General features: G+C 69.8%; 26 protein-coding genes. 19 read left to right on the top strand and 7 right to left on the bottom strand.

From position 1 onward, the window contains the following. Positions 1 to 2: 2 nt before the first annotated feature. A complete protein-coding gene (locus tag JM664_RS06400) occupies positions 3 to 458 on the bottom strand; it encodes a GNAT family N-acetyltransferase (RefSeq protein ID WP_227419092.1) in 456 nt (151 codons plus the stop codon). An 88-nt stretch (positions 459 to 546) separates the two neighbouring features. Further along, positions 547 to 1,386 (bottom strand): AAA family ATPase, encoded by an 840-nt coding sequence (locus tag JM664_RS06395; protein ID WP_227419091.1) that lies wholly within the window; start codon positions 1,384 to 1,386, stop codon positions 547 to 549. A 175-nt stretch (positions 1,387 to 1,561) separates the two neighbouring features. Between JM664_RS06395 and dksA the strand changes: the two genes are divergently transcribed. Next, positions 1,562 to 1,984 carry an RNA polymerase-binding protein DksA gene (gene dksA / locus JM664_RS06390; RefSeq protein ID WP_227419090.1) on the top strand — a complete coding sequence of 141 codons (423 nt, stop codon included), beginning with the start codon at positions 1,562 to 1,564 and terminating at the stop codon, positions 1,982 to 1,984. 57 nt (positions 1,985 to 2,041) lie between these two features. After that, positions 2,042 to 3,199: an FAD-dependent oxidoreductase gene (locus JM664_RS06385; RefSeq protein WP_227419089.1), complete on the top strand. Its 1,158-nt coding sequence runs from the start codon at positions 2,042 to 2,044 to the stop codon at positions 3,197 to 3,199. Positions 3,200 to 3,206: 7 nt separating this feature from the next. Here the strand turns inward: JM664_RS06385 and tpiA are convergent, their stop codons facing one another. From tpiA to JM664_RS06370, 3 genes are all read right to left on the bottom strand, one after another. Further along, positions 3,207 to 3,956, bottom strand: coding sequence for a triose-phosphate isomerase (gene tpiA / locus JM664_RS06380; protein WP_227419088.1), 750 nt, complete (start codon positions 3,954 to 3,956; stop codon positions 3,207 to 3,209). Positions 3,957 to 4,034: 78 nt separating this feature from the next. Next, on the bottom strand, positions 4,035 to 4,415 hold the full coding sequence (locus tag JM664_RS06375) for a HesB/IscA family protein (RefSeq protein WP_227419087.1): 381 nt from the start codon (positions 4,413 to 4,415) through the stop codon (positions 4,035 to 4,037). 74 nt (positions 4,416 to 4,489) lie between these two features. Continuing rightward, positions 4,490 to 6,094 (bottom strand): mechanosensitive ion channel family protein, encoded by a 1,605-nt coding sequence (locus JM664_RS06370; RefSeq protein WP_227419086.1) that lies wholly within the window; start codon positions 6,092 to 6,094, stop codon positions 4,490 to 4,492. A 116-nt stretch (positions 6,095 to 6,210) separates the two neighbouring features. Between JM664_RS06370 and JM664_RS06365 the strand changes: the two genes are divergently transcribed. The 6 genes from JM664_RS06365 to JM664_RS06340 all read left to right on the top strand — a co-directional run bounded on the left by JM664_RS06365 (position 6,211) and on the right by JM664_RS06340 (position 11,763). Further along, the gene (locus JM664_RS06365; protein WP_227419163.1) at positions 6,211 to 7,416 is read left to right on the top strand and encodes a DegT/DnrJ/EryC1/StrS family aminotransferase; all 1,206 of its coding nucleotides are present in this window, start codon (positions 6,211 to 6,213) and stop codon (positions 7,414 to 7,416) included. A gap of 67 nt (positions 7,417 to 7,483) precedes the next feature. Then, positions 7,484 to 8,647: an isovaleryl-CoA dehydrogenase gene (locus JM664_RS06360; RefSeq protein WP_227419085.1), complete on the top strand. Its 1,164-nt coding sequence runs from the start codon at positions 7,484 to 7,486 to the stop codon at positions 8,645 to 8,647. Positions 8,648 to 8,653: 6 nt separating this feature from the next. Then, complete coding sequence (locus tag JM664_RS06355) at positions 8,654 to 9,091, top strand: DUF1622 domain-containing protein (RefSeq protein ID WP_227419084.1); 438 nt, start codon at positions 8,654 to 8,656, stop codon at positions 9,089 to 9,091. Then, positions 9,091 to 9,594 (top strand): lysozyme inhibitor LprI family protein, encoded by a 504-nt coding sequence (locus JM664_RS06350; RefSeq protein WP_227419083.1) that lies wholly within the window; start codon positions 9,091 to 9,093, stop codon positions 9,592 to 9,594. Before JM664_RS06355 ends, JM664_RS06350 begins: the two co-directional genes overlap by 1 nt. Then, complete coding sequence (locus tag JM664_RS06345) at positions 9,594 to 11,195, top strand: carboxyl transferase domain-containing protein (protein WP_227419082.1); 1,602 nt, start codon at positions 9,594 to 9,596, stop codon at positions 11,193 to 11,195. The genes JM664_RS06350 and JM664_RS06345 overlap by 1 nt, the downstream gene beginning before the upstream one ends. Before the next feature lie 91 nt (positions 11,196 to 11,286). Continuing rightward, positions 11,287 to 11,763: an O-acetyl-ADP-ribose deacetylase gene (locus JM664_RS06340; protein ID WP_319637519.1), complete on the top strand. Its 477-nt coding sequence runs from the start codon at positions 11,287 to 11,289 to the stop codon at positions 11,761 to 11,763. Positions 11,764 to 11,832: 69 nt separating this feature from the next. On the opposite strand, the gene JM664_RS06335 is transcribed toward JM664_RS06340, so the two are convergent. Further along, positions 11,833 to 12,636 (bottom strand): glutathione S-transferase family protein, encoded by an 804-nt coding sequence (locus JM664_RS06335; RefSeq protein WP_227419080.1) that lies wholly within the window; start codon positions 12,634 to 12,636, stop codon positions 11,833 to 11,835. Between the two features lie 150 nt (positions 12,637 to 12,786). Between JM664_RS06335 and JM664_RS06330 the strand changes: the two genes are divergently transcribed. After that, a complete protein-coding gene (locus JM664_RS06330; RefSeq protein WP_227419079.1) occupies positions 12,787 to 14,730 on the top strand; it encodes an ATP-binding protein in 1,944 nt (647 codons plus the stop codon). Here the strand turns inward: JM664_RS06330 and JM664_RS06325 are convergent. Beyond that, the gene (locus JM664_RS06325; RefSeq protein WP_264465549.1) at positions 14,727 to 15,773 is read right to left on the bottom strand and encodes a trypsin-like serine peptidase; all 1,047 of its coding nucleotides are present in this window, start codon (positions 15,771 to 15,773) and stop codon (positions 14,727 to 14,729) included. The genes JM664_RS06330 and JM664_RS06325 overlap by 4 nt on opposite strands. Before the next feature lie 175 nt (positions 15,774 to 15,948). On the opposite strand from JM664_RS06325, the gene JM664_RS06320 reads away from it, so the two are divergent. From JM664_RS06320 to nuoE, 10 genes are all read left to right on the top strand, one after another. Continuing rightward, positions 15,949 to 16,614 (top strand): glutathione S-transferase family protein, encoded by a 666-nt coding sequence (locus JM664_RS06320; protein ID WP_227419078.1) that lies wholly within the window; start codon positions 15,949 to 15,951, stop codon positions 16,612 to 16,614. Position 16,615: 1 nt separating this feature from the next. Beyond that, positions 16,616 to 17,476 (top strand): hydroxymethylglutaryl-CoA lyase, encoded by an 861-nt coding sequence (locus JM664_RS06315; protein ID WP_227419077.1) that lies wholly within the window; start codon positions 16,616 to 16,618, stop codon positions 17,474 to 17,476. Continuing rightward, positions 17,473 to 18,276, top strand: coding sequence for a crotonase/enoyl-CoA hydratase family protein (locus JM664_RS06310; RefSeq protein WP_227419076.1), 804 nt, complete (start codon positions 17,473 to 17,475; stop codon positions 18,274 to 18,276). Before JM664_RS06315 ends, JM664_RS06310 begins: the two co-directional genes overlap by 4 nt. A 146-nt stretch (positions 18,277 to 18,422) precedes the next feature. After that, complete coding sequence (locus JM664_RS06305; RefSeq protein ID WP_227419075.1) at positions 18,423 to 18,788, top strand: NADH-quinone oxidoreductase subunit A; 366 nt, start codon at positions 18,423 to 18,425, stop codon at positions 18,786 to 18,788. After that, on the top strand, positions 18,779 to 19,312 hold the full coding sequence (locus JM664_RS06300; RefSeq protein WP_227419074.1) for a NuoB/complex I 20 kDa subunit family protein: 534 nt from the start codon (positions 18,779 to 18,781) through the stop codon (positions 19,310 to 19,312). Before JM664_RS06305 ends, JM664_RS06300 begins: the two co-directional genes overlap by 10 nt. Further along, positions 19,309 to 19,923, top strand: a complete 615-nt coding sequence (locus JM664_RS06295) for an NADH-quinone oxidoreductase subunit C (protein WP_227419073.1) — start codon at positions 19,309 to 19,311, stop codon at positions 19,921 to 19,923. Before JM664_RS06300 ends, JM664_RS06295 begins: the two co-directional genes overlap by 4 nt. Next, positions 19,920 to 20,126, top strand: coding sequence for a hypothetical protein (locus JM664_RS06290; protein ID WP_227419072.1), 207 nt, complete (start codon positions 19,920 to 19,922; stop codon positions 20,124 to 20,126). Before JM664_RS06295 ends, JM664_RS06290 begins: the two co-directional genes overlap by 4 nt. After that, entirely contained in the window at positions 20,123 to 21,334 is a 1,212-nt protein-coding gene (locus JM664_RS06285) for an NADH-quinone oxidoreductase subunit D (RefSeq protein ID WP_227419071.1), read from the top strand. Before JM664_RS06290 ends, JM664_RS06285 begins: the two co-directional genes overlap by 4 nt. Then, positions 21,331 to 21,537 (top strand): hypothetical protein, encoded by a 207-nt coding sequence (locus JM664_RS06280; protein WP_227419070.1) that lies wholly within the window; start codon positions 21,331 to 21,333, stop codon positions 21,535 to 21,537. Before JM664_RS06285 ends, JM664_RS06280 begins: the two co-directional genes overlap by 4 nt. 15 nt (positions 21,538 to 21,552) lie before the next feature. Continuing rightward, positions 21,553 to 22,773, top strand: a complete 1,221-nt coding sequence (gene nuoE, locus JM664_RS06275) for an NADH-quinone oxidoreductase subunit NuoE (protein WP_227419069.1) — start codon at positions 21,553 to 21,555, stop codon at positions 22,771 to 22,773. The last annotated feature ends 19 nt before the right edge of the window (positions 22,774 to 22,792 follow it).

Raw genomic sequence — 22,792 nt, 5'->3', positions numbered from 1 at the left:
ACTCATGCGCGGTCGTACTTCACGAAAGGCGATAGCCGCCAGACCCGGTCGTAGAGCCGCCGCGCGGTCGCGTTGTCATGCGCCGTCAGCCACCAGACCGCCGGCGCCCTCGCGCGGTCGGCCTCGTCATAGACCGCCTCCATCAGCCGGCGTGCGACTCCGCGGCCGCGAAACTCGGGCTCGGTCCAGAGGTCCTGGAGGTAGCAGACGTTCTCGACACGCCACATGTGGCGGTGGAAGAGGAAGTGGGCGAGCCCGGCGGCCCGACCGCCGATGCGGGCGATGAGGCCGCGGAAGTCACGCGGATCGCTGCCCGTAAGCCGCTCGAACGATGTCTGCAACATGCCGCTCCCGACCCGGGCGCCGTAGAAGTCGAGATAGCCTGACCAGAGACGACGCCAGTCCCCGGCATCCGCGGTCGTGATCGAACCTATCTCGATGGTCAGCGCCTCGGCCATGGCCTTGTCCCGGTCTGCGTATTCTCGGTATCTGCCAAGTGGCGGTCGCTCCACAGAAAACGCGTGGCTCGGCGACAATCCGCCCGCCTCAGCGCTGCCGACGGGCCATGAAGGCCAGCCTCTCGAAGAGCTGCACGTCCTGCTCGTTCTTCAGGAGCGCACCGTGCAGTCGGGGCAGGGCGTCGCGTGCGTCGCCGCGCAGGTCGGCCGGCGAGAGGTCCTCGGACAGGAGGAGCTTCAGCCAGTCCAGCACCTCCGACGTCGACGGCTTCTTCTTCAGCCCCGGCGTCTCGCGCAGCTGGTAGAACTGCGTCAGCGCCTGCGTCAGCAGCGTGTCCTTGATGCCCGGATGGTGCACCTCGACGATGCGCTTCATCGTGTCCACGTCCGGAAAGCGGATGTAGTGGAAGAAGCAGCGGCGCAGGAACGCGTCCGGCAACTCCTTCTCGTTGTTCGAGGTGATGACGACGACCGGCCGGTGCCGCGCCCGTACGGTCTCGCCCGTCTCGTAGACGTGGAACTCCATCCGGTCGAGTTCCTGCAACAGGTCGTTCGGGAACTCGATGTCGGCCTTGTCGATCTCGTCGATCAGCAGGACGACGCGCTCGGGGGCGTCGAAGGCCTGCCAGAGCTTGCCCTGCCGGATATAGTTGGCGACGTCGTGCACCCGCTCGTCGCCCAGCTGGCTGTCGCGCAGTCGGCTCACCGCGTCGTACTCGTAGAGGCCCTGTTGAGCGCGGGTGGTCGACTTGATGTGCCATTCGATCAGCGGCATGCCCAGCGACGCCGCGACCTGCCGCGCGAGCTCGGTCTTGCCGGTCCCCGGCTCGCCTTTGACGAGCAGCGGCCGCTCCAGCGTCACCGCGGCGTTCACCGCCACGATCAGGTCGTCCGTCGCGACGTAGGCGTCGGTCGAAGCGAATTGCACGGATTGCTCTGCCTGCCTCATTTCGCCCGACGCTATCCCCGGTGCCAACGCCCTTCAAGAAGCCGAGAAGGGTTATCGACAAAACGGGGGTGCTCGGGTAAGTCCCGCGCCCATGGCACGTTCGCCCATATCGAGCACTGTGGTTGAGACCGGCGAACGCAGTGAGGGGAGCCGCATGAAGGCCGAAACTTTCCTGCCTGACGACTATCGTCCGGCTGAAGACGAACCATTCATGAATGAACGCCAGTTGGAGTATTTTCGCCGTAAGCTCGTCCAGTGGAAGAACGACCTCCTCGACGAGAGCAAGCTGACAATCGAAGGCCTTCAGGACACCACCCGCAATATCCCCGATATCGCCGACCGCGCAAGCGAGGAGACCGACCGCGCCCTTGAGCTCCGCACCCGCGACCGCCAGCGCAAGCTCGTCGCCAAGATCGACGCGGCGCTGAGGCGGATCGAGGATGGCGAGTACGGCTACTGCGAGGAGACGGGGGATCCGATCTCGCTGAAGCGGCTCGACGCGCGGCCGATCGCAACTCTCAGCCTCGAGGCGCAGGAGCGGCACGAGCGCCGCGAGAAGGTTCACCGCGACGAGTGAGCGCGTGAGGCATCAATCGACGGACGAGCGCCGGGGCAGTGTTCCCGGCGTTTTCGCATGAGCCTTGCAGGGCTGAGGGTCGCGATCGTCGGCGCCGGTGTCGCGGGACTGGCCTCGGCCGCAGCGATGGCGGTGAGGGGTGCCGAGGTCATCGTGCTTGAGCGGTCGCCCGAGATCGGCCAAGTCGGTGCCGGCATTCAGATCAGTCCGAACGGCATGACCGTCCTCGCTGCGCTGGGCCTGAGGGAGCGCGCCCTTGCGGCTGGTCTGCAGAGCGAGGCCGTGGTGCTGCATCGCGAGGACGGGCGGCGCGTGCTGACAATGGACCTGCGGCGCCACGGCGGCGGGCGCGACTGGATCCTTATCCACCGCGCACGGCTGATCGGTTTGCTGGCGGACGCTGCGCGTTCTGCCGGCGCCGCGATCTCGCTAGGCCACGAGGTCACCGAGGTCGTGGACAGCGCGCAGCCCCGCGTGATGTTGGCGGACGGCCGTGAAGTCTCAGCCGGTGTCGTGGTAGGCGCCGATGGCTTCAGGAGCAGATGTCGCGCCGCTGTCGGCGAGGCGGCGGAGCCCGCCTTCATGGGCCAGGTCGCGTGGCGGGCCGTCCTGCCGGATGAGGGTGGACCGCCGGTGGCGCAGGTCTTCATGGGCGGTGGCCGGCACCTGGTGACCTATCCGCTGCGCGGCGGCTTGCGAAATGTCGTCGCCGTCGAGGAACGGGACATCTGGGCGAGCGACGACTGGTCCGCTGCCGGCGATCCGGCGGAACTGCGCGCCGCGTTCGCCGCGTTCGCACCAGAGGTGCGGGATCTGCTCGCGCGAGTGCCGGAGGCGAACCTATGGGGCCTCTTCCGAACGCCCGTCGCGCAGCGTTTCCATGGGCAGCGCGTGGCGCTTGCGGGCGATGCCGCGCACCCGACGCTGCCGTTCCTGGCGCAGGGGGCGAACCTGGCGCTCGAGGACGCCTTCGCCCTCGCAGTTTGCCTTGATCGCGCAGCGCCCGATATCGCGCTGCCGGAATATACGCGGCGCAGGCGCGAACGAACGGCGCGCGTGGTCGCGGCGGCGACGCGAAACGCGCGGAACTATCATTTGAAGCCGGGGCCGCTGCGCTGGGCGGCGCATCTGGCGCTTGGCGCTGCGGACCGGCTCTCACCCGCCTCGGTGCTGGGCCGCTTCGAGTGGCTCTACGGCCACGACGAGACGGCCTGACCGAAGCTCAGCGCGCCTGTTCCAGCGCCGCGATGATCGGCGAGAATTCCTCTGCCTTCAGCGACGCGCCACCGACCAGCGCGCCATCCACCTCCGGCACCGCGAAGATGTCGGCCGCGTTGCCGGCCTTGACCGAGCCGCCGTAGAGCAGGCGCACCGACCGTGCCTGCTGGTCCAGCCGCTCCGTCAGGCGCTTGCGCAAGAAGCGGTGGACCTCTTCGATCTGCTGGATCGTCGGGGTGCGTCCGGTGCCAATGGCCCAGACCGGCTCGTAGGCGACGACGAGGCGCGCCGCCGGAACGCCGTCCGGCACCGAGCCGTCGAGCTGCCGCCCGATCACCTCAAGCGTCCGCCCGCCCTCGCGCTCCTCCAGCGACTCGCCAACGCAGACGATGGGGTCGAGGCCCGCAGCCAGCGCGGCGGCCGTCTTGGCGGCGACGAGCGCATCGCTTTCGTTGTGATCTGTCCGGCGCTCGGAATGGCCGAGGATGACGAACGTCGCGCCCGCCGCGGCGAGCATCTGGGCTGAAATATCGCCCGTGTGCGCTCCCGAGGCTTCCTGATGGCAATCCTGCCCTCCGACCGTGATGGCGGTGTCCGCCACCGCCCCGGCCATCCGCGCGAGCAGCGTCGCCGGCGGACAGACGAGCACGTCGACGGAGGGAACGGGATGCCGGGCGGCTAGAGCGTCGATCTGGTGCAGATCTGCCGCCGTGCCATTCATTTTCCAGTTGCCCGCCGCAAGCTTGCGTCGCATCCGCTCGTCCTCTCCCTGACCTGTCGGGCCAATACGCAGAGGAACGGCGGGGGCGTCAACCTGCCGCGCGCGGCTCTGTCAGCCCGCGGGGCCTTCTTTTGCCAGTTCCTCAACGTCACGGAACCGGATCGATTCGCCGCAGCCGCAGGCGTCGACGACGTTGGGATTGCGGAACTTGAAGCCGCTCTCGAGGAGCGACGTCTGGTAGTCAATCTCGGTGCCAAAGAGGAACATCTGCGCCATCGGGGCGACGAGCACGCGCGCGCCATCCTGTTCGACCACCTCGTCGTTGGCCTCGGGCTCGATGGCGGGTTCCATCGTGTATTCCATTCCCGCGCACCCCCCTTTCTTGACGCCGACACGCAGACCCTCGCAGCGATCGCGCTCCATCAGGCGGGTGATCTGCCGCACCGCCGCAGGTGTGAGCGTCACGGGTGCCTTTCCCGGAATGCCGAACATTGCGATACCTTCCTTCGTTCGCCCGTAAAATAGAGGCGCGGCCCGCCTTTCTCAAGGCGTAGACAGCGGGAGGGTCAGGCCGCCTCGGGCCGTGCGGCGACTGCCGGCAGCTCGATCCCGAGGCGATCTATCTCCTGCAGCAGATGCTCGCGCAGCTCGCACTCGACCGCCCAGCCTGCGTCGGGGACCGGCACCGGAATAGCGAAAAGCGCGGTCAGGCCGAACTCGTCCTGGTCGGTGACGTAGCAGAAAGCTTCCTCCTGGGGGTCGATGCGCTCGTCTCGTGCGGCGAAGGCCTCCATCGCCTCGCGCAGGGGCTGCACGTCCGATGTCGCGGCGAGGCGCAGCTTGACGAGCCGCATCATCTTGAACTCGACGTGGCTCCAGTTCTCGAACGGCTTCGTGACGAAGCAGGATACCGGCACGATCAGTCGGTTGCCTGTCCAGAGGCGCAGCTGGACGTAAGTGAAGTGGATCGCCTCCACGGTGCACCAGTGGCCCTCGAACTCCAGGAAGTCGCCGATGCGGGCCGAGCGGTTCAGCGAGATCTGCAGGCTGGCCAGGATATTGCCCAACACTTCTCGCGCCGCGAATGCGAGCACCAGCGTCAGCGCGCCCGCCGACGCGAGGAGCGAGATACCCAGGCTTTGGAACGTGTTGGCCGAACTCAGCACGATCCCGACCGCCAGCAGCGCCGCCACGACGAGGAGCAGCCGCCGCGCAGCCGAGACGCCGGTCGCCAAGCTTCGATGCTCGGCGTTCACCGGCGAGGCCATCTCGTCGGGGTCCGTCGTCACGATCCGCGCGAGGACCGCGTCGATCACGTTGACGATCAGGATCACCACCGCTGCGACGTATCCGAGCAGCACCGTGGGCTCTATGACGGCGGAGGCTGCGCTCGACACGACGAGGAGGTCGCTCGTCAGGAAGGCAAGGAGGAACGCGGTGATCGCCAGCGTGGCGGGCAGGCGGGCGCTCAACAGGAAGCTCCGCCCCGCCCACCGGCGCGAACGCGCCGACATCCGGCCGAAGAAGCGCCATGCGGCGACGGCCGTCACCGCGATGAGCAGGGCTGCAACCGGCAGGAACAGCACCTCCCAGAGATGCAGGCCGAAGAGCGAGTCGGCCCGCAGCCACTCCGGCAGGTCCTCCTCCAGCTCAGACGGGCCGTAGAGATCGTAGAGGGCCGGCACGTTTGCGACGGTCGGCCTCGCGAAGACCCAGACCGCGTCGCCGCCCTCGGGTTTGATGCGGTTCAGCCGCACCCCAACCTCGCGTCCCTCGATCTCGAGGACGCCGAGCAGCAGGCTGCGCCGCGGCTCACCCACCATCGGGTCGCTAGACCCGCCGCGCTCCTCCATCGCGTCGGGACGCTCCGACATGTCGGACCACCGCAGCAGCACCTTGCGGTCGATCACGTTGTGCAGACGGCGGGCCAGGTCCGGCCCGAGAAAGGGCTGCCGCTCCCTAGCGATGTCGCGCAGATCGAGTGCGTGCGCCGCGGCGTCCCAGTTGCCGTCGCCGGCGGCACGAAGGAAGGACTCGAGCGCGGTCTGCGGCGCCGCGAGATCCATGTCGTCGGGGCGCGGCGGCAGCCCTTCGTTCAGTGCATCGACCTCGAAGTAGCGCGGAGATGCCCCCTCCTGCGCATGAGCGGCCGTCAGAAGGGCAAGCGCCAACAGGCACGCGCGGATCAGGTATGCGGCGGCTCCTCGCACGCAGCTGCAACCCACGGCCGCGGCGGCGGTTCCGGCGGCGATTGACGCTCGCGCTGCCGCTCCGCAAGGTGCCGCCGATGGAAGAGGTCTTCACTGGCAGTTTCACGCAGCAGCCGCCGATCCCGGACGAGGCCGTCGAGGCGGCGGTGGCGGTGATGCGCAGCGGGCGGCTGCACCGCTACAACCTGGTGCCGGGCGAGGCGGGGGAGGTGGCACTGCTCGAGGCGGAGTTCGCGGCGCTGACCGGCGCGCGGCACGCCCTCGCGGTCGCCTCGGGCGGCTACGCACTGGCTGCGGCGCTCCGGGCGCTGGACGTGCAGCCGGGCGAGCCGGTCCTGAGCAACGCCTTCACCCTCGCGCCGGTGCCGGGCGCCATTGCTTCGGTGGGGGCGCGGCCCGTCTTCGTCGAGGTGACGGAGGCGCTGACCATCGACCTCGACGACCTCGCGGCCAAGCTGGGGCAGGCGCGCGTGCTGCTCCTCAGCCACATGCGCGGGCACGTCTGCGACATGGACCGGCTGATGGCGCTCTGCGACGCGGCGGGCGTGACGGTGGTGGAGGACTGCGCCCACACGATGGGCGCGTCATGGCGCGGCGTGCCCTCCGGCCGTCACGGCGCCATCGGGTGCTACTCGACGCAGACCTACAAGCACGTCAATTCGGGCGAGGGCGGCTTGATCGTTACCGACGATGCGGACCTCGCCGCCCGCCTGATCCTCGGTTCGGGCAGCTACATGCACTACGGCCTGCATGGCACCGCGCCGCCGGCCGAGGCGTTCGAGGCGGCGCGCTGGAGCGTGCCCAATGTCTCGGGCCGGATGGACAATGTGCGCGCGGCCATCCTGCGGCCCCAGCTGCGCGGTCTCGACGCCGCTCGCGCCGCCTGGCTCCGGCGCTACCGCACGATCGAGGACGGCCTGCGCGGCGTGCCCGGCCTGACGCTGATCGAGCGGCAAGAGGCCGAGGCGTTCGTCGGCTCATCCCTCCAGTTCCTGCTGCTGGACTGGAGCGACGCGGCCGTCGCGCGTGTGGTCGAGCGCTGCGCCGCGCGAGGCGTGAGCCTCAAGTGGTTCGGCGCGCCCGAGCCCCAAGGCTTCACCGCGACCTACCGCCACTGGCGCTTCGCCTCGTCCGAGCCGATGCCCCGGACCGACCGCATCCTGCGCGCCATCCTCGACATGCGGCTGCCGCTGACCTTCTCCCTCGACGACTGCATGCTCATAGCGCGTATCATCGCGCAGGAAGTCGGACGCGCCTGCAACCGGAAGGACGCGGCGCAATGACGGCGGGCGCGGGTGGACAGGCGCCGTGGCAGGCCGCACAAAGAGGCTGCCGCGGCCGAGAGGGAACATGTTTACGGCATCCATGACCTTCGACCTCGGGGACGAGGTGAACGCCCTCCGCGACATGGTGCACCGCTGGGCGCAGGACCGCGTCAAGCCGATGGCGGCCGATGTCGACCGCGGCAACGACTTTCCGTCGGAACTCTGGCGCGAGATGGCTGAGCTCGGCCTCCTCGGCATAACGGTGGAGGAGGAGTATGGCGGCGCCGGCATGGGCTATCTGGCCCACGTCGTCGCGGTCGAAGAGATCGCGCGCGCGTCGGCCTCCGTCTCGCTCAGCTACGGCGCGCATTCGAACCTCTGCGTCAATCAGATCCGCCTGAACGGCACGGAGGCGCAGCGGGCGAAGTACCTCCCGCCGCTCGTCTCGGGCGAGCACGTCGGCGCGCTTGCGATGTCCGAGGCGGGCGCAGGCTCCGACGTGGTGTCGATGAAGCTGCGCGCCGAGAAGCGCAACGACCGCTTCGTGCTGAACGGCACCAAGTATTGGATCACCAATGGCGGCGAGGCGCAGACGCTGGTCGTCTACGCCAAGACCGACCCCGAGGCGGGCTCGAAGGGCATTACTGCCTTCCTGATCGAGAAGGCGATGAAGGGCTTCGGCCAGTCGCCGCACTTCGACAAGCTCGGGATGCGCGGCTCGAACACCGTCGAGCTGGTCTTCGAGGACGTCGAGGTGCCGTTCGAGAACATCCTCGGCGAGGAGGGGCGCGGCGCCCGCGTGCTGATGTCGGGCCTCGACTATGAGCGCGTGGTGCTTTCGGGGATCGGCCTCGGCATCATGGCGGCCTGCCTCGACGAAGTCATGCCGTACCTTCGCGAGCGGAAGCAGTTCGGCCAGCCGATCGGCTCGTTCCAGCTCATGCAGGGCAAGATCGCCGACATGTACACGGCGATGAATTCGGCCCGCGCCTATGTCTACGAGGTCGCCAAGGCCTGCGACCGTGGCGAGGTGAAGCGCGCCGACGCGGCGGCGTGCGTGCTCTACGCCTCCGAGCAGGCGATGGTGCAGGCGCACCAGGCGGTGCAGGCGATGGGCGGCGCGGGCTTCATGAACGAGACGCCGGTCAGCCGCCTCTTCCGCGACGCGAAGTTGATGGAGATCGGCGCCGGCACCTCGGAGATCCGCCGGATGCTGATCGGGCGCGAACTGATGTCGACGCAAGGGTAGGGCGGCATGGCACAGTCGCAGCAGGCGGACACGGACGTCGGCGGCTGGAGCGGGCTGCTCGACTTCCAGACCGGCGAGGGTGTGCTGCATGGCCATTTCAGCTGGCTGATCCAGCTCATGGAGTGGGTCGCGGCGATCATCGAGATCGCGGCTATCGCCCTCCTGATCGTGGGCGCGCTTCGTTTCATCGCCGGGGTCCTCGTCGCCGAGATCGCGCGGCGCGGGCCCGAGCGGGTGCGCAAGACGAACCGCGAGCGCATCGAGCTGGGTCGCTACATCCTGGCGGGGCTCGAGCTGTTCATCGTGGCGGACATCATCCGCACGGCGCTATCGCTCGCCTTCTCGGACCTCCTGTTCCTAGGGCTTCTCGTCGTGATCCGGTCGATCATCAGCTACTTCCTCGACCGCGAGCTGAAGGAATTGAAGAGCGAGCTCGGGTCGTGATGCGGCGCTTGCTGGCGGTCGCCTTTCTTGTCGCCGCTCCGGCCGCCGGGGAGGATTTCGTGCCCGGCCCCTACATCGAGGTGCTGGCCGAGTGCTACGGCAACGCCGAGAGCACCGCGGATCGGAGCGCTTGCATCGGCGAGATCACCCGCATCTGCGAGGAGGAGGAGCCGCAGGGCGCCACGACTCTCGGCATGGCCACCTGCGCCGGCATCGAGGCGGATGCGTGGGACGTGGTGCTGGAGGGCGAGTACAGGCTGTCAATGGAATGGGCGCGCGCGGCGGACCGCGACGACCCGCCCGCCTCGCCCAGTGTCGTCGCCCGCGCCGACGCGCTGCGGACGGCGCAGCGGGCGTGGGAGGATTTCCAGGAGGCGGAGTGCCACCTTGCCTTCGCCCGCTGGGGCTCCGGCTCGATGCGGCAGGTCGCGGCCTCGCGCTGCCGGATGCGGATGATCGCCGAGCGCGCCGTCGCGCTCCGCGCGCTGAGGGAGGACTTCTGATGCGGCTGCTGTCTCAGGCGATCACCGGCTCGGAAGAGTTCCGCGCCAACGTGGCGGCGCACGAGGCGGCCTTCGCCGAAGTGGCGGAGGCGGCTCGATGGGGCGCGGCGGGCGGCGGCGCCCGCGCCCGCGAGCGGCATGTGGGGCGCGGCAAGATGCTGCCGCGCGACCGGGTTGCGGGCCTGCTCGACCCCGGCTCGCCGTTCCTCGAGATCGGCGCCTTCGCCGCCTTCGGCATGTACGATGGCGCCGCGCCCGCGGCGGGCGTCATCGCGGGCGTCGGGCGGGTGCATGGCCGCAACGTCATGGTGGTCTGCAACGACGCCACGGTGAAGGGCGGCACCTACTACCCGATGACGGTCAAGAAGCACCTGCGCGCGCAGGAGATCGCGGAGGAGTGCCGGCTGCCCTGCGTCTATCTCGTGGATTCCGGCGGTGCCAACCTGCCGAACCAGGACGAGGTCTTTCCCGACCGCGACCATTTTGGCCGGATCTTCTACAACCAGGCGCGGATGAGCGCGAAAGGCATCCCGCAGATCGCGGTCGTCATGGGCTCCTGCACCGCCGGCGGCGCCTATGTGCCGGCGATGTCGGACGTCACGATCATCGTGCGAAACCAAGGCACTATCTTCCTTGCCGGACCTCCCCTTGTAAGAGCCGCAACGGGCGAGGTGGTGAGCGCCGAGGATCTCGGCGGCGGCGACGTGCACACCCGCCTCTCGGGCGTGGCCGACTATCTGGCCGAGGACGACGCGCACGCTCTGGCCCTGGCGCGGCAGGCGATGGGCTCGCTCAACCCCGGTCCCGCGCCCTTCGAGCGCGAGGCGCCCGAGCCGCCGGCCTACGATCCAAACGAGATGCTGGGCGTCGTGCCGGCAGGCCTCAGGACGCCTTACGACATTCGCGAGGTGATCGCGCGGGTGGTGGACGGGAGCAGATTTGACGAGTTCAAACAACGGTTTGGCGAGACCTTGGTGACAGGGTTCGCGCATGTGAACGGCTGGCCGGTGGGGATCGTCGCGAACAACGGGGTGCTCTTCAGCGAGGCGGCGCAGAAGGGGGCGCACTTCGTCGAGCTCTGCTCGCAGCGGCAGGTGCCGCTTGTCTTCCTGCAGAACATCACCGGCTTCATGGTCGGCCGCCGCTACGAGAACGAGGGCATCGCCCGGCACGGCGCCAAGATGGTCACGGCGGTCGCGACGACCGCGGTGCCGAAGATCACCATGATCGTCGGCGGCTCGTTTGGTGCGGGAAATTACGGCATGGCGGGAAGGGCTTATCAGCCGAGGTTCATGTGGACGTGGCCCAACAGCCGGATCTCCGTGATGGGCGGCGAGCAGGCGGCGGGGGTGCTGGCGACGGTCCGGCGCGACGCGATGGAGCGTGCGGGCGAGGCCTGGTCGGAGGATGAGGAGGCGGAGTTCAAGCGCCCGACGATCGAGATGTTCGAGCGCCAGAGCCACCCGCTCTACGCCTCCGCCCGGCTCTGGGACGACGGAATCGTCGACCCGAGGAAGACGCGGGAGGTGCTGGCCCTGAGCCTCTCGGCGGCGCTGAACGCGCCGGTGGCGGAGACGCGGTTCGGAGTGTTCCGGATGTGAGGCCGCCTCGGTTCCTGCAACTTCGTTGAAGTTTCCGGGGCCGGTCTTACAACTTCTTGCAAGAAATCCGCGAGGGGCGATGCGGGTCATCGTGGCCGACATCACGACGCTGGAGGTCGACGCGATCGTAAACGCGGCGAACCAGAGCCTCGCCGGCGGGGGCGGCGTCGACGGCGCGATCCACCGCGCGGCGGGACGCGAGAAGCTGCAACGCGCCTGCCGCGAAATCGGCGGCTGCCCGACCGGCGACGCCGTGGTGACCGACGGCTTCGACCTGCCGGCGCGCTGGATCATCCATGCCGTCGGTCCCCGCTGGAAGGGCGGCGACCGGGGCGAGGCGGACCTGCTCGCCTCCTGCTACCGCCGGGCGCTGCAAGAGGCCCGCCGGATCGGCGCCGCCTCCATCGCCTTCCCCGCAATCTCGACGGGGATCTACGGCTATCCGGCTGAGGAGGCGGCTCACGTCGCCGTCGCCACCGTCGCCGAGCACCGGGGCAAGATCGACGTCACCTTCTGCTGCTTCTCCGACGAGAGCGCGGAGCACCATCGCCGGGCGCTGGAGGAATAGCGACGGACCGAGGAACGGTCCGCGACGTGTCGGCGCCCCGCAATCAGAAGCGGCGCTTGATGCGCGGGGTCAGGCGGGGAGAAGGCCCAGCGCCTGGTCGGTGGCGGTGCCGGCGTACTTGTCGCGCGGGGGCCAGGGGCGGTCCTGCCAGGGCGAGGAGAAGGTGAAGCTGGAGACACGGCGGCCTTCGGGGAGGGCGCCGTTGCCGGCGCCGAGGGCGTAGTCGTAGTAGAGCTTGATGATCTCCTCCTCCGTGACCTGATGCGTGGCCGGATGGGTCATGCAGGCCTCCTTCCAGGCGCGGACGCGGTCGTAGTCGGGGCCGTCCGGCAGGGAGAAGTCCTCGTAGTAGTCGAGGAACCAGAAGCGCTTGAACATCGGGGTGAAGACAGCTTCGGCGAGGCCGAACCCCTTGAAGAGGAACGGCCCGTCGGGACTGTGCTCGCGCAGGAAGCCGTCGATGTCGCGGTAGATGGCGAGAAGCCGGTCCGCGAACTCGTCGCGGCGCGCGCGGTCCTGGTTCATGACGAAGAGGTAGCCCGCTGAGGTGAACGGCCCCTCGCGCGCGACCAACATCGACTCGACCGCGTGCTCGAGCGGGTCGCGGCGGCGCAGTGTCGGGCCGTCCAGGATCTCGTCGAGATAGCGAAGGATCACGAGGCTTTCCTTGAGGATCTGGCCGTCCGGCGTCTCGAGCACGGGGAGCGCGGTCGTGCCACGCGTCTTGGCCAAGAGCTCAGGGTCGCGCGGCCGGGTGATGTCGACGACGCGGAACTCGACGGCGTCATCGCGCCCGCGAAGCGCCAGCAGGATCTCGAGCCGCTGCGAGAACGGGCAGACGGGGATGTGGTGGACGACGTGCTTGGCTGTCATGGCTCGGTCCGGCGGGGGATGTCAGGTCCGGCGATCGGACCGGACGGGGGCGCGCGCGTCAACACGAAGATGGCCGGACGCGTCCGGCGACACGGGACTGGCGGCGGCGGGCGGATGGCTCTACCCGTAGGAGGAAGCCAGGGAGGGGCGATGTTCGGCAGGCTGTTGATCGCGAACCGGGGGGAGATCGCGTGCCGGGTGATCCGGACGGCGCGGCGGCTGGGGGTGTCGACGGTGGCGGTGTTCTCGGACGCCGATGCGCGGGCGCTGCATGTCGAGATGGCGGACGAGGCGGTTCGGCTGGGTCCGCCGCCGCCGGGCGAGAGCTATCTCAGGGGCGAGGCGATCATCGCGGCGGCGAAGGCGACGGGGGCGGAGGCGATCCACCCCGGCTATGGCTTTTTGAGCGAGAATCCGGACTTCGTCGAGGCGGTGGAGGCGGCGGGGCTGGTCTTCGTGGGGCCGAGCGCGGAGGCGATCCGGGCGATGGGCCTCAAGGACGCGGCCAAGGCGGTGATGGAGAAGGCGGGCGTGCCGGTGGTGCCTGGCTATCACGGCCGCGACCAGGCGGACGAGCGGCTGGCCGAGGAGGCGGCGCGGATCGGCTGGCCGGTGCTGATCAAGGCGGTGGCGGGCGGCGGCGGCAAGGGGATGCGGCGCGTCGATGCCGAAGCGGAATTCGCCGACGCGCTCGACGCCGCACGGTCCGAGGCGCGGGGCGCCTTCGGCAACGACAGCGTGCTGATCGAGAAGTTCGTGGCGACCCCGCGGCACATCGAGGTGCAGGTCTTCGGCGACGGCCGCCGGGCGGTGCACCTCTTCGAGCGGGACTGCTCGCTGCAGCGGCGCCACCAGAAGGTGATCGAGGAGGCGCCCGCGCCCGGCATGACGCCGGAGATGCGCGAGGCGATGGGCGCGGCGGCGGTGCGGGCGGCGGAGGCCATCGGCTATAGCGGGGCGGGGACGGTCGAGTTCATCGTGGACGCGAGCGAGGGGCTGCGAGCGGACCGCTTCTGGTTCATGGAGATGAACACGCGCCTGCAGGTGGAGCATCCGGTGACGGAGGCGGTCACCGGCGTGGACCTGGTGGAGTGGCAGTTGCGGGTGGCCTCTGGCGAGGCGCTGCCGGCGCGGCAGGAGGACCTCGGGATCGATGGCCACGCAGTGGAGGCGCGGCTCTATGCCGAGGACGCGGCGGCGGGGTTCCTGCCGGCGACGGGGCGGCTGGCGCGGCTGAGGTTTCCCGACGAGGCGCGGGTGGACAGCGGGGTGCGCGAGGGCGACGCGATCACGCCCTACTACGACCCGATGATCGCGAAGGTCGTCTGCCACGGGGCGACGCGCGAGATCGCGCTGAGGCGGCTCGGCCGGGCGCTGGCGCGGACCGAGGTGGCGGGGACGAAGACGAACCTCGGGTTCCTCGCCGCGCTGGTGGCGCACGAGGGGTTCCGGCGGGGCGAGGTGGACACCGGGCTGATCGCGCGGGACCTCGAGGCGCTGACGGCGCGGCGGGCGGTGCCGCGGCGGCTGGTGGCGCTGGCGGCGCTGGGCGCGGCGGGGCTGCACGAGCCGGGCGGGCCGATGCGGGGCTTCGCGCTCTGGACGCCGCTCAGGCACCTCGTCGTGCTGGAGCACGAGGGGGATCTGCTGGAGCTTTACGTGACGGTGCTGGACCGCGACCGCTGCCGGGTCGAGGGCGGCGGCGAGGCGATTGAGGTCGAGCGCGCGGGCGAGGGCTGGATCGTGGACGGCGACCGCCTGCGCGCGCGGGTCGAGCGGGGCGAGGGGGTGGTGCGGGTGCACGCCGACCGCTCGGTGAGCTTCGGCGTGCCGGACCCGCTGGACGTGGGGCAGGCGACCGGCGCGGCCGTGGGCATCGTCGAGGCGCCGATGCCGGGGCTGGTGCGGCGGATGTTCGCGTCGGCGGGCGATACGGTCGCGGCCGGCGACCGGCTGGCGATCCTCGAGGCGATGAAGATGGAGCACGTCCTGAAGGCGCCGCGCGACGGCGTGGTGGCCGAGGTGCTGGCGCCCGAGGGCGCGCAGGTCGAGGCGGGCGCGGCGCTGATCCGGCTGGAGGACGAGGCGGGCTAGGGCCGGTTGGCGAGGGCCGCTCGGTCGAGGCGGTAGGCGATGCCGCCGGCCTCGCTCCGGCGGTAGTGGACACCGACGACGGTGCCGCTGGCGACGTCGAAGACGGGGCTGCCCGAGGTGCCGGGGCCGGTGTCGCAGCTGTGCTCGATCTCGGTGTCGTTCACGCGCACGATCCGGCACGCATCGCCGCCCCAGACCGCGAGCTGTTCGGTGTTGCCGCGGAAGTAGAGGATGCCGGCGGGCGCGCCTTCGGCGGGCGGCGCCTCGGCGAGCGTCAGCGGGTGGACGTCAGGGCCGACCGGCTGGGCGAGGGTCAGGATGACTGCGCCGCCCATCGTGTCGGGCCAGATGATCTCGATCGGGGTGCGATCGACTTCGTGCCGGGTCGCGGCACCTTCGGGGTCGAGGGTGAAGGTGCTTTGCCCCGTCGCGCAGAAGCCGACGGTTGCGATGCGGTCGGGCGCGACGAGGAATGCCGTGCATTGGCCGGCGACGCTGGCGCCGTCGGCTCCTGCGACCGAAAGCAGATCGACGGCACGCGCCAGTTTCGAGACGTCGGCAGCGCCGAGGTCGGCAACCGGTGCCGCATCGTCGGCGCCGACGATCCCGCCGAGGTAGGGCGTCGAGGCGGCAAGGGTGGGGCCGGTGCCCGGCGCGCGTTCGTCGAGGAAGCGGCGGAGGTTCGCCACGGTGGCGGGCGTCTCGATCAGGCCGGCCGCGAGCAGGAAGTCGAGGTTTGCGGCGGCGTCGTCGGGGTCTCCCGTCTTGATCATCTCCAGGATGCGCGCGTGCTCGGCCTCCTGCGCAGCGAGCTGGCGCTCCTGCATGCCGCCGACGATCGCGACGACCGCGTTCCCGAGCGCGGCCGCAGTTGCCGCGAGCACCGCCACCACGAGCGGACTGCGCCAACCGCCACTGACGTTCTGGTGGCGTCGGAGGTCGAGGTCAGCCGCCTTGAGGTCGAGCTCGCGCTCGCGCAGCGCCAGCTCTCGCTCGGCGGCCGACGCTCGCTGCTCCTGCCCGGTGTGGCCGTCGTCCTGCATCGAGAGTCGCCCCGCCGAACCGTCGCCCGATGATAGTCGAAGTTCTGCGCGCTGCGGTAGCGGTCGCATGCGGGCTGCATCTGGCCGGCGTCGGCCGCGGTGGGTTGCAGCCGAAGGGAATTTGGCTCCTTCTGGCCGCGTTCGGGCCGCTCGGCGGCCGCCGCGCGGAGACGTCATGATCACGCTGCACCATTGTCCGCAGAGCCGGTCGATGCGGGTGCTCTGGCTGCTGGAGGAGCTGGGCATGCCCTACCAGGTGGTCGAGCATCCCTTCGACCGCTCGCTCAGATCGGAGCCCTACCTCATGCTGAACCCGGTCGGGCGGGTGCCGTCCCTGGCTATGGACGGTGAGGTGATATGGGAATCGGGCGCGATCATCGAAGTGCTTTGCGAGCGGTTCCCCGAGCGCGGGCTGGGGCGGCTGCCGGGCGAGATCGACCGGCCCGACTGGCTGATCTGGCTGCACTTCGCCGAGACGATCAGCCAGCACGTGGCGGCGCTGACGCAGCAGCACATCGTGCTCTACGAGGACGCGATGCGCTCGCCCGTCGTGATGCGGCTGGAGGCGAAGCGGCTGGAGAAGTGCTATGGCGCAATCGAGCGGCGGCTGTCGTCCCCGGTGGAGAACCGCGACTACCTGCTGACGAGCGGGTTCTCGGCAGTGGACATCGCCGTGGGGCAGGCCGTCTACATGGCGCGTCACTTCGCGCGGACGGAGGCTTTCCCCGAGGTGTCGGCCTGGTACGCGCGGATCACCGAGCGGCCGTCGTTCGCTGCGGCGCTGCCGGACGCGGAGCACCGGCTCTACGAGCGCGACTTCTACGAGCCGTGGGAGGGCTGAGATGGGCGAACGGGTCGAGATCTTCGAGGTGGGGCCGCGGGACGGGCTGCAGAACGAGAAGCGGGCGATCCCGACGGCGGAGAAGGTGGCGCTGGTCGACCTGCTGTCGCGGGCGGGGTTCCGGCGGATCGAGGTGGCGAGCTTCGTCAACCCCAAGCTCGTGCCGCAGATGGCGGACGGGGCGGAGGTGCTGGCGGGGATCGCGCGCGCGCCGGGCGTGAGCTATGCCGCGCTGACGCCGAACCTGAAGGGGTTCGAGCGGGCGCGGGCGGCGCGGGCGGACGAGATCGCGGTCTTCGCCTCGGCGTCGGAGGGGTTCAGCCGGGCGAACCTGAACTGCTCGATCGACGGAAGCCTGGAGCGGTATCGCTCCGTGGCGGAGGTCGCGCGGGAGGCGGAGATCCCGGTGCGGGGCTATGTGAGCTGCGTCAGCGACTGCCCGTTCGACGGGCCGGTGGCGCCCGACGCGGTGGCCGCGGTGGCGGGGGCGCTGGACGCGATGGGGTGCTACGAGATCTCGCTCGGCGACACGATCGGGCAGGGGACGCCGCAGCGCATCGCGGCGATGCTGGGGGCCGTGGCCTCGGTGGTGCCGGTCGCGCGGCTGGCGGGGCATTTTCACGACACCGCGGGGCGGGCGCTCGACAACATCGAGGTTTCGCTGGCGCAGGGGGTGCGGGTGTTCGACGCGGCGGTGGGGGGCCTGGGTGGCTGCCCGTTCGCGCCGGGCGCGGCGGGGAACGTGGCGACCGAGGCGGTGCACGCACGGCTGACGGAGTTGGGGTGCGAGACGGGGCTCGACGCGGGCGTGCTGGCAGAGGCGGCGGCGCTGGCGCGGTCGATGCGGGGGGCGCACGCATGAGGGCGATCGAGGGCACGAGGTACGAGACGATCCGGATCGAGACCGACGCGCGCGGGGTCGCGGCGCTGACGCTGGCGCGGGCGGAGAAGCGCAACGCCATGTCGGCGCGGATGCTGGGCGAGCTGACGCAGGCAGCGGCGGCGCTGGGCGCGGCGCCCGAGGTGCGTGCGGTGGTGCTGCGCGCCGATGGCGGGGTGTTCTGCGCCGGGGGCGACCTCGGCTGGATGCAGGAGCAGATGCATGCCGGTCCGGCGGAGCGGGCCGCCGGGGCGCGGGTCCTGGCCGGGATGCTGAGCGCGCTGAACGAGCTGCCGAAGCCGCTGATCGGGCGGGTGCACGGCAACGCGTTCGGCGGGGGCATCGGGCTGATCTCCGTCTGCGACGTCGCGGTGGCGGCCGAGGGCGTGAAGCTGGGCCTGACGGAGACGCGGCTGGGCCTGATCCCGGCGACCATCGGTCCCTACGTCGTGGCGCGGATGGGCGAGGCGATGGCGCGGCGGGTCTTCATGTCGGCGCGGCTCTTCGATGCGGCGGAGGCGGAGCGGCTGGGCCTGATCGCCCACGTGGTGCCGGCGGAGGCGCTCGACGTGGCGGTGGAGGCCGAGGTCGCGCCTTACCTGCAGGTGGCGCCGGGCGCGGTGGCGGAGGCCAAAGCGCTGGTCCGCCGCCTCGGCCCGCCGATCGACGAGACGGTGATCGAGGACACGGTCCGGGCGCTGGTCACGCGCTGGGAGAGCGACGAGGCGCGGGAGGGGATCGCAGCCTTCTTCAACAAGCGCCCGGCACCCTGGGCGGGCTGACAAGGGGGGCTGGTCAGCGAGCCTCGGGCAGCTATGGTCGGCTCATTGGCCGCACCGCCGTCAGGTTGACCCCGCCGGGGCCCGGCGATAGATGCGGCGACAACGGAAAGGGGCCGGCGCGGACCGGTCCCGGGAAGGGGTCGCACGTGGACGCACTCTTGTTGAACTACCTGCCGATCCTGATCTTTCTGGGACTGGCGATCGCGCTCGGGCTCATCCTGATCCTGGCGGCCGTGGTGCTGGCCGTGCGCCATCCTGACCCCGAGAAGGTCAGCGCCTACGAATGCGGCTTCAACGCCTTCGACGATGCGCGGATGAAGTTCGACGTGCGGTTCTACCTCGTGTCGATCCTGTTCATCATCTTCGACCTCGAGATCGCGTTCCTGTTTCCGTGGGCGGTCGCGTTCCCGGTAATGACCGATACCGCATTCTGGTCGATGATGGTGTTCCTGGCCGTGCTGACCGTCGGCTTCGCCTACGAATGGAAGAAGGGGGCCCTCGAATGGGAGTGAGCACCGCCACGTATGACGCGGGTCTCGACCGGGACCACGACACCCAGGCCCTGAACCGCGAGCTGCAGGACAAGGGGTTCCTGCTGACCTCGGCCGACAGCGTCATCAACTGGGCGCGCACCGGCAGCCTGCACTGGATGACGTTCGGTCTGGCCTGCTGCGCGGTCGAGATGATGCACACCTCGATGCCGCGCTACGATCTCGAGCGGTTCGGGGCGGCGCCGCGCGCCAGCCCGCGCCAGTCCGACCTGATGATCGTGGCGGGCACGCTGACCAACAAGATGGCGCCGGCGCTGCGCAAGGTCTACGACCAGATGCCCGAGCCGCGCTATGTGATCTCGATGGGCTCCTGCGCGAACGGTGGAGGCTACTACCACTACAGCTACAGCGTGGTACGCGGCTGCGACCGGATCGTGCCGGTCGACGTCTACGTGCCCGGCTGCCCGCCGACGGCGGAGGCGCTGCTCTACGGCATCCTGCAGTTGCAGCGGAAGATCCGCCGGACGGGGACGATCACGCGATGAGCGTCGCGGCGATGCGGGAGCTGGGGGAGCACGTCGCGGCGCGGCGCCCCGACTGCGTGCTGGACTGGGACGTGGCGCTGGGCGAGCTGACAATGCATGCCGCGCCGTCGTCGATCGTCGGGCTGACGGAATTCCTCAAGACCGACCGCAACTGCATGTTCTCGACGCTGGTCGACATCACGGCCGTCGACCACCCGGAGCGGGAGGAGCGATTCGACGTCGTCTACCACTTCCTCTCGATGTACGAGAACCATCGCATTCGCCTGAAGCTGGCCGTGCGCGAGGAGGACAGCGTGCCGTCGATCACGGGCGTGCACCCCTGCGCCAACTGGTTCGAGCGCGAGGTGTTCGACATGTTCGGCATCCTGTTCTCGGGGCACCCGGACCTTCGGCGGATCCTCACGGACTACGGCTTTCGCGGCTTCCCCCTGCGCAAGGACTTTCCGACCACGGGCTACACCGAGGTGCGCTACGACGAGGAGAGCAAGCGGGTGGTCTACGAGCCGGTGAAGCTGGTGCAGGAATACCGCCTCTTCGACTTCATGAGCCCGTGGGAGGGCGCGCAGTACGTGCTGCCGGGCGACGAGAAGGCGGAGGACGCCAAGTCATGATGGGCTACGGCTGGAACATGCATGCGGGCGGGCTGTTCTGGATGCTGATCATCGGCCTGCTCTGGGTGATCCCGTTCTGGAAGCTGCTGCCGCGCTACGGCATCCCGTCCTGGGTCGCGATCCTGTCGATATTCCCGCTCGTGGCGCTGATCCTGCTCTGGATTATGGCGTTCCGCGACCGCATCGGTGGAGGGACCGCATGAAGGACGCACCGTTCCAGGACGCCCTGACCGGCGAACAGAAGATCCGCAACTTCAACATCAACTTCGGTCCGCAACATCCTGCGGCGCACGGCGTCTTGCGGCTGGTTCTGGAGCTCGACGGCGAGATCGTCGAGCGCTGCGACCCGCATATCGGCCTGCTCCATCGCGGCACCGAGAAGCTGATGGAAAGCCGCACCTACCTGCAGAACCTGCCCTATCTCGACCGGCTCGACTACGTCTCGCCAATGAACCAGGAGCACGCCTGGTGCCTGGCGATCGAGAAGCTGACGGGAACGGAGGTGCCGCGCCGGGCGAGCCTGATCCGCGTGCTCTTCTCCGAGCTGACGCGCATCATGAACCACCTGATGAACGTCACGACGCAGGCGATGGACGTGGGCGCGCTGACCCCGCCGCTCTGGGGCTTCGAGGAGCGCGAGAAGCTCATGGTCTTCTACGAGCGCGCGTCGGGGGCGCGGCTCCACGCGGCGTACTTCCGTCCCGGCGGCGTCCATGCCGACCTGCCGCCGAAGCTCATCGATGACATCGACCAGTGGTGCGACGAGTTCCCCGAGGTGCTCGACAATCTCGACGGGCTGCTGACGGAGAACCGGATCTTCAAGCAGCGCAACGTCGACATCTGCATCGTGACCGAGCAGGACATCCTCGACTGGGGCTTTTCCGGCCCCATGGTGCGCGGCTCGGGCCTGGCCTGGGACCTGCGGCGGTCGCAGCCCTACGAGTGCTACGACGAGTTCGAGTTCCAGATCCCGGTGGGCAAGAACGGCGACTGCTTTGATCGGTACCTCGTTCGCATGGCGGAGATGCGCGAGAGCCTGAAGATCATGAAGCAGGCCATCGTCAAGCTGCGCGAGACGCCGGGCGACGTCATGGCGCGCGGCAAGATCAGCCCGCCGACGCGCGGCGACATGAAGACCTCGATGGAAGCGCTGATCCACCACTTCAAGCTCTATACTGAGGGGTTCCACGTCCCGGCGGGCGAGGTCTATGCCGCGGTCGAGGCGCCCAAGGGCGAGTTCGGCGTATACATGGTGGCCGACGGCACCAACCGGCCTTACCGCGCCAAGCTCAGGGCGCCGGGCTTCCTGCACCTGCAGGCGATGGACCACGTCGCCACGGGGCACCAGCTGGCCGACGTCGCCGCGATCATCGGCACGCTCGACGTCGTCTTCGGCGAAATCGACCGATGAGGGCCGAATGGTTCGCGGCACCGGTCGCGAGTGCCCTTGGCGGCGGCGCCGGCGCGCACGCGGGCCGCTGCTTTCGCGTCGATGCCGAGCGTTGCCTGCCGTCAGAGCGCGGTATCGCGCGCCCGTGGCTGGTGACGGGGCGTGACACGGTCGAGGATCGGGCGCTGCGGCTGGCGGACGACGCCTGCCCGACGATCAAATAGACGAGAGGCGGAGAGATGCTTCGACGACTGCACGCGCAACAGCCCGAGAGCTTCGCCTTCACGCTCGCCAACCAGCGGTGGGCCGAAGCGCAGATCTCGAAGTACCCCGAGGGGCGGCAGGCGAGCGCGATCATCCCGCTCCTGTGGCGGGCGCAGGAGCAGGAGGGCTGGCTGAGCCGGCCGGCGATGGAGCACGTCGCGGACATGCTGGGGCTGGCGCACATCCGGGCGCTGGAGGTCGCAACGTTCTACTTCATGTTCCAGCTGCAACCCGTTGGCAGCGTTGCACATGTTCAGATCTGTGGCACGACGAGCTGCATGATTTGCGGGGCCGAGGACCTGGTAGCGGTCTGCCGCGAGAAGATCGCGCCGAAGCCGCACGTCCTCTCCGCCGACGGCAAGCTGAGCTGGGAAGAGGTCGAGTGCCTCGGCGCCTGCTCGAACGCGCCGATGGCGCAGATCGGCAAGGATTACTACGAGGACCTGACCGCGGAAAGCCTCGGGCAGATCCTGGACGAGATCGTGGCGGGCCGGGTGCCGACGCCGGGGCCGCAAAACGGTCGCTTCTCCAGCGAACCTGCGAGTGGTCTGACCTCGCTCGACGGCGACGGGCAGCGGGTGGAAGCGAACGCGTCGGTCGCACTGGCCGCGGAGATCGGCGACACCCTCAAGCGGATCGACGGGACCGAGGTCGAGCTGCGCACGCCGTGGCGGGAGCACGTGCCTTCGGAGCAGCCGGGGCCGGAACGGGGCGACCACCTGCAGCCCTCGGGGATGCCGGAGGACGAGCCGACGCCGGGGCCGCAGCCTTCGGCCGGCGTGCCTGCCGACGAGACCGGCGTGACCAAGCAGGAGGCACAGGCGAGCGAGGCCGGGCATCCGGCCGCGGCCGCGCCGGCGCAGGCCGCGACGGCCGAGAGCGCGCGCGATGCCGCGACAGGCCACAGCCGCGCCTTTGAGCCCGAGCCGACGGTCGCGGAGACCGCTCCGGGCGGTCGCGAGCCGGTGCGCCTCGACGCGGCGCGGGACGAGGGCGCGGACGACCTGACACAGCTCGCGGACATCGATGCGGCGTTGCAGACGCGGCTGAACGAGATTGGCATCTTTCACCGCGACCAGGTTGCGGCCTGGGGCGACGAGGAGGCGGCCTGGGTGGCGTCGAAGCTGGATGTCGGTCGAGAGCGGGTCTTTGGCTGGGCCGAGGCGGCGCGGCAGGTGCCCGCAGGCGGGAGCTGAGGCCGCGCGACGCGCGGAG

Source organism: Roseitranquillus sediminis, from assembly GCF_016918935.1.
GTDB lineage: Bacteria > Pseudomonadota > Alphaproteobacteria > Rhodobacterales > Rhodobacteraceae > Roseitranquillus > Roseitranquillus sediminis.
Note: the sequence above shows the minus strand (reverse complement) of the source record. Positions and strands in the feature narration are given on the sequence as shown.

What these genes read in the sequence shown, in the direction of transcription:
- JM664_RS06400 (WP_227419092.1), bottom strand. Translation starts at nt 458, where the DNA reads ATGGCCGAGGCGCTGACCATCGAGATAGGTTCGATCACGACCGCGGAT.
- dksA (WP_227419090.1), top strand. Translation starts at nt 1,562, where the DNA reads ATGAAGGCCGAAACTTTCCTGCCTGACGACTATCGTCCGGCTGAAGAC.
- JM664_RS06385 (WP_227419089.1), top strand. Translation starts at nt 2,042, where the DNA reads ATGAGCCTTGCAGGGCTGAGGGTCGCGATCGTCGGCGCCGGTGTCGCG.
- tpiA (WP_227419088.1), bottom strand. Translation starts at nt 3,956, where the DNA reads ATGCGACGCAAGCTTGCGGCGGGCAACTGGAAAATGAATGGCACGGCG.
- JM664_RS06375 (WP_227419087.1), bottom strand. Translation starts at nt 4,415, where the DNA reads ATGTTCGGCATTCCGGGAAAGGCACCCGTGACGCTCACACCTGCGGCG.
- JM664_RS06365 (WP_227419163.1), top strand. Translation starts at nt 6,211, where the DNA reads ATGGAAGAGGTCTTCACTGGCAGTTTCACGCAGCAGCCGCCGATCCCG.
- JM664_RS06360 (WP_227419085.1), top strand. Translation starts at nt 7,484, where the DNA reads ATGTTTACGGCATCCATGACCTTCGACCTCGGGGACGAGGTGAACGCC.
- JM664_RS06355 (WP_227419084.1), top strand. Translation starts at nt 8,654, where the DNA reads ATGGCACAGTCGCAGCAGGCGGACACGGACGTCGGCGGCTGGAGCGGG.
- JM664_RS06350 (WP_227419083.1), top strand. Translation starts at nt 9,091, where the DNA reads ATGCGGCGCTTGCTGGCGGTCGCCTTTCTTGTCGCCGCTCCGGCCGCC.
- JM664_RS06345 (WP_227419082.1), top strand. Translation starts at nt 9,594, where the DNA reads ATGCGGCTGCTGTCTCAGGCGATCACCGGCTCGGAAGAGTTCCGCGCC.
- JM664_RS06335 (WP_227419080.1), bottom strand. Translation starts at nt 12,636, where the DNA reads ATGACAGCCAAGCACGTCGTCCACCACATCCCCGTCTGCCCGTTCTCG.
- JM664_RS06330 (WP_227419079.1), top strand. Translation starts at nt 12,787, where the DNA reads ATGTTCGGCAGGCTGTTGATCGCGAACCGGGGGGAGATCGCGTGCCGG.
- JM664_RS06325 (WP_264465549.1), bottom strand. Translation starts at nt 15,773, where the DNA reads ATGCAGGACGACGGCCACACCGGGCAGGAGCAGCGAGCGTCGGCCGCC.
- JM664_RS06320 (WP_227419078.1), top strand. Translation starts at nt 15,949, where the DNA reads ATGATCACGCTGCACCATTGTCCGCAGAGCCGGTCGATGCGGGTGCTC.
- JM664_RS06315 (WP_227419077.1), top strand. Translation starts at nt 16,616, where the DNA reads ATGGGCGAACGGGTCGAGATCTTCGAGGTGGGGCCGCGGGACGGGCTG.
- JM664_RS06310 (WP_227419076.1), top strand. Translation starts at nt 17,473, where the DNA reads ATGAGGGCGATCGAGGGCACGAGGTACGAGACGATCCGGATCGAGACC.
- JM664_RS06300 (WP_227419074.1), top strand. Translation starts at nt 18,779, where the DNA reads ATGGGAGTGAGCACCGCCACGTATGACGCGGGTCTCGACCGGGACCAC.
- JM664_RS06295 (WP_227419073.1), top strand. Translation starts at nt 19,309, where the DNA reads ATGAGCGTCGCGGCGATGCGGGAGCTGGGGGAGCACGTCGCGGCGCGG.
- JM664_RS06290 (WP_227419072.1), top strand. Translation starts at nt 19,920, where the DNA reads ATGATGGGCTACGGCTGGAACATGCATGCGGGCGGGCTGTTCTGGATG.
- JM664_RS06285 (WP_227419071.1), top strand. Translation starts at nt 20,123, where the DNA reads ATGAAGGACGCACCGTTCCAGGACGCCCTGACCGGCGAACAGAAGATC.
- JM664_RS06280 (WP_227419070.1), top strand. Translation starts at nt 21,331, where the DNA reads ATGAGGGCCGAATGGTTCGCGGCACCGGTCGCGAGTGCCCTTGGCGGC.
- nuoE (WP_227419069.1), top strand. Translation starts at nt 21,553, where the DNA reads ATGCTTCGACGACTGCACGCGCAACAGCCCGAGAGCTTCGCCTTCACG.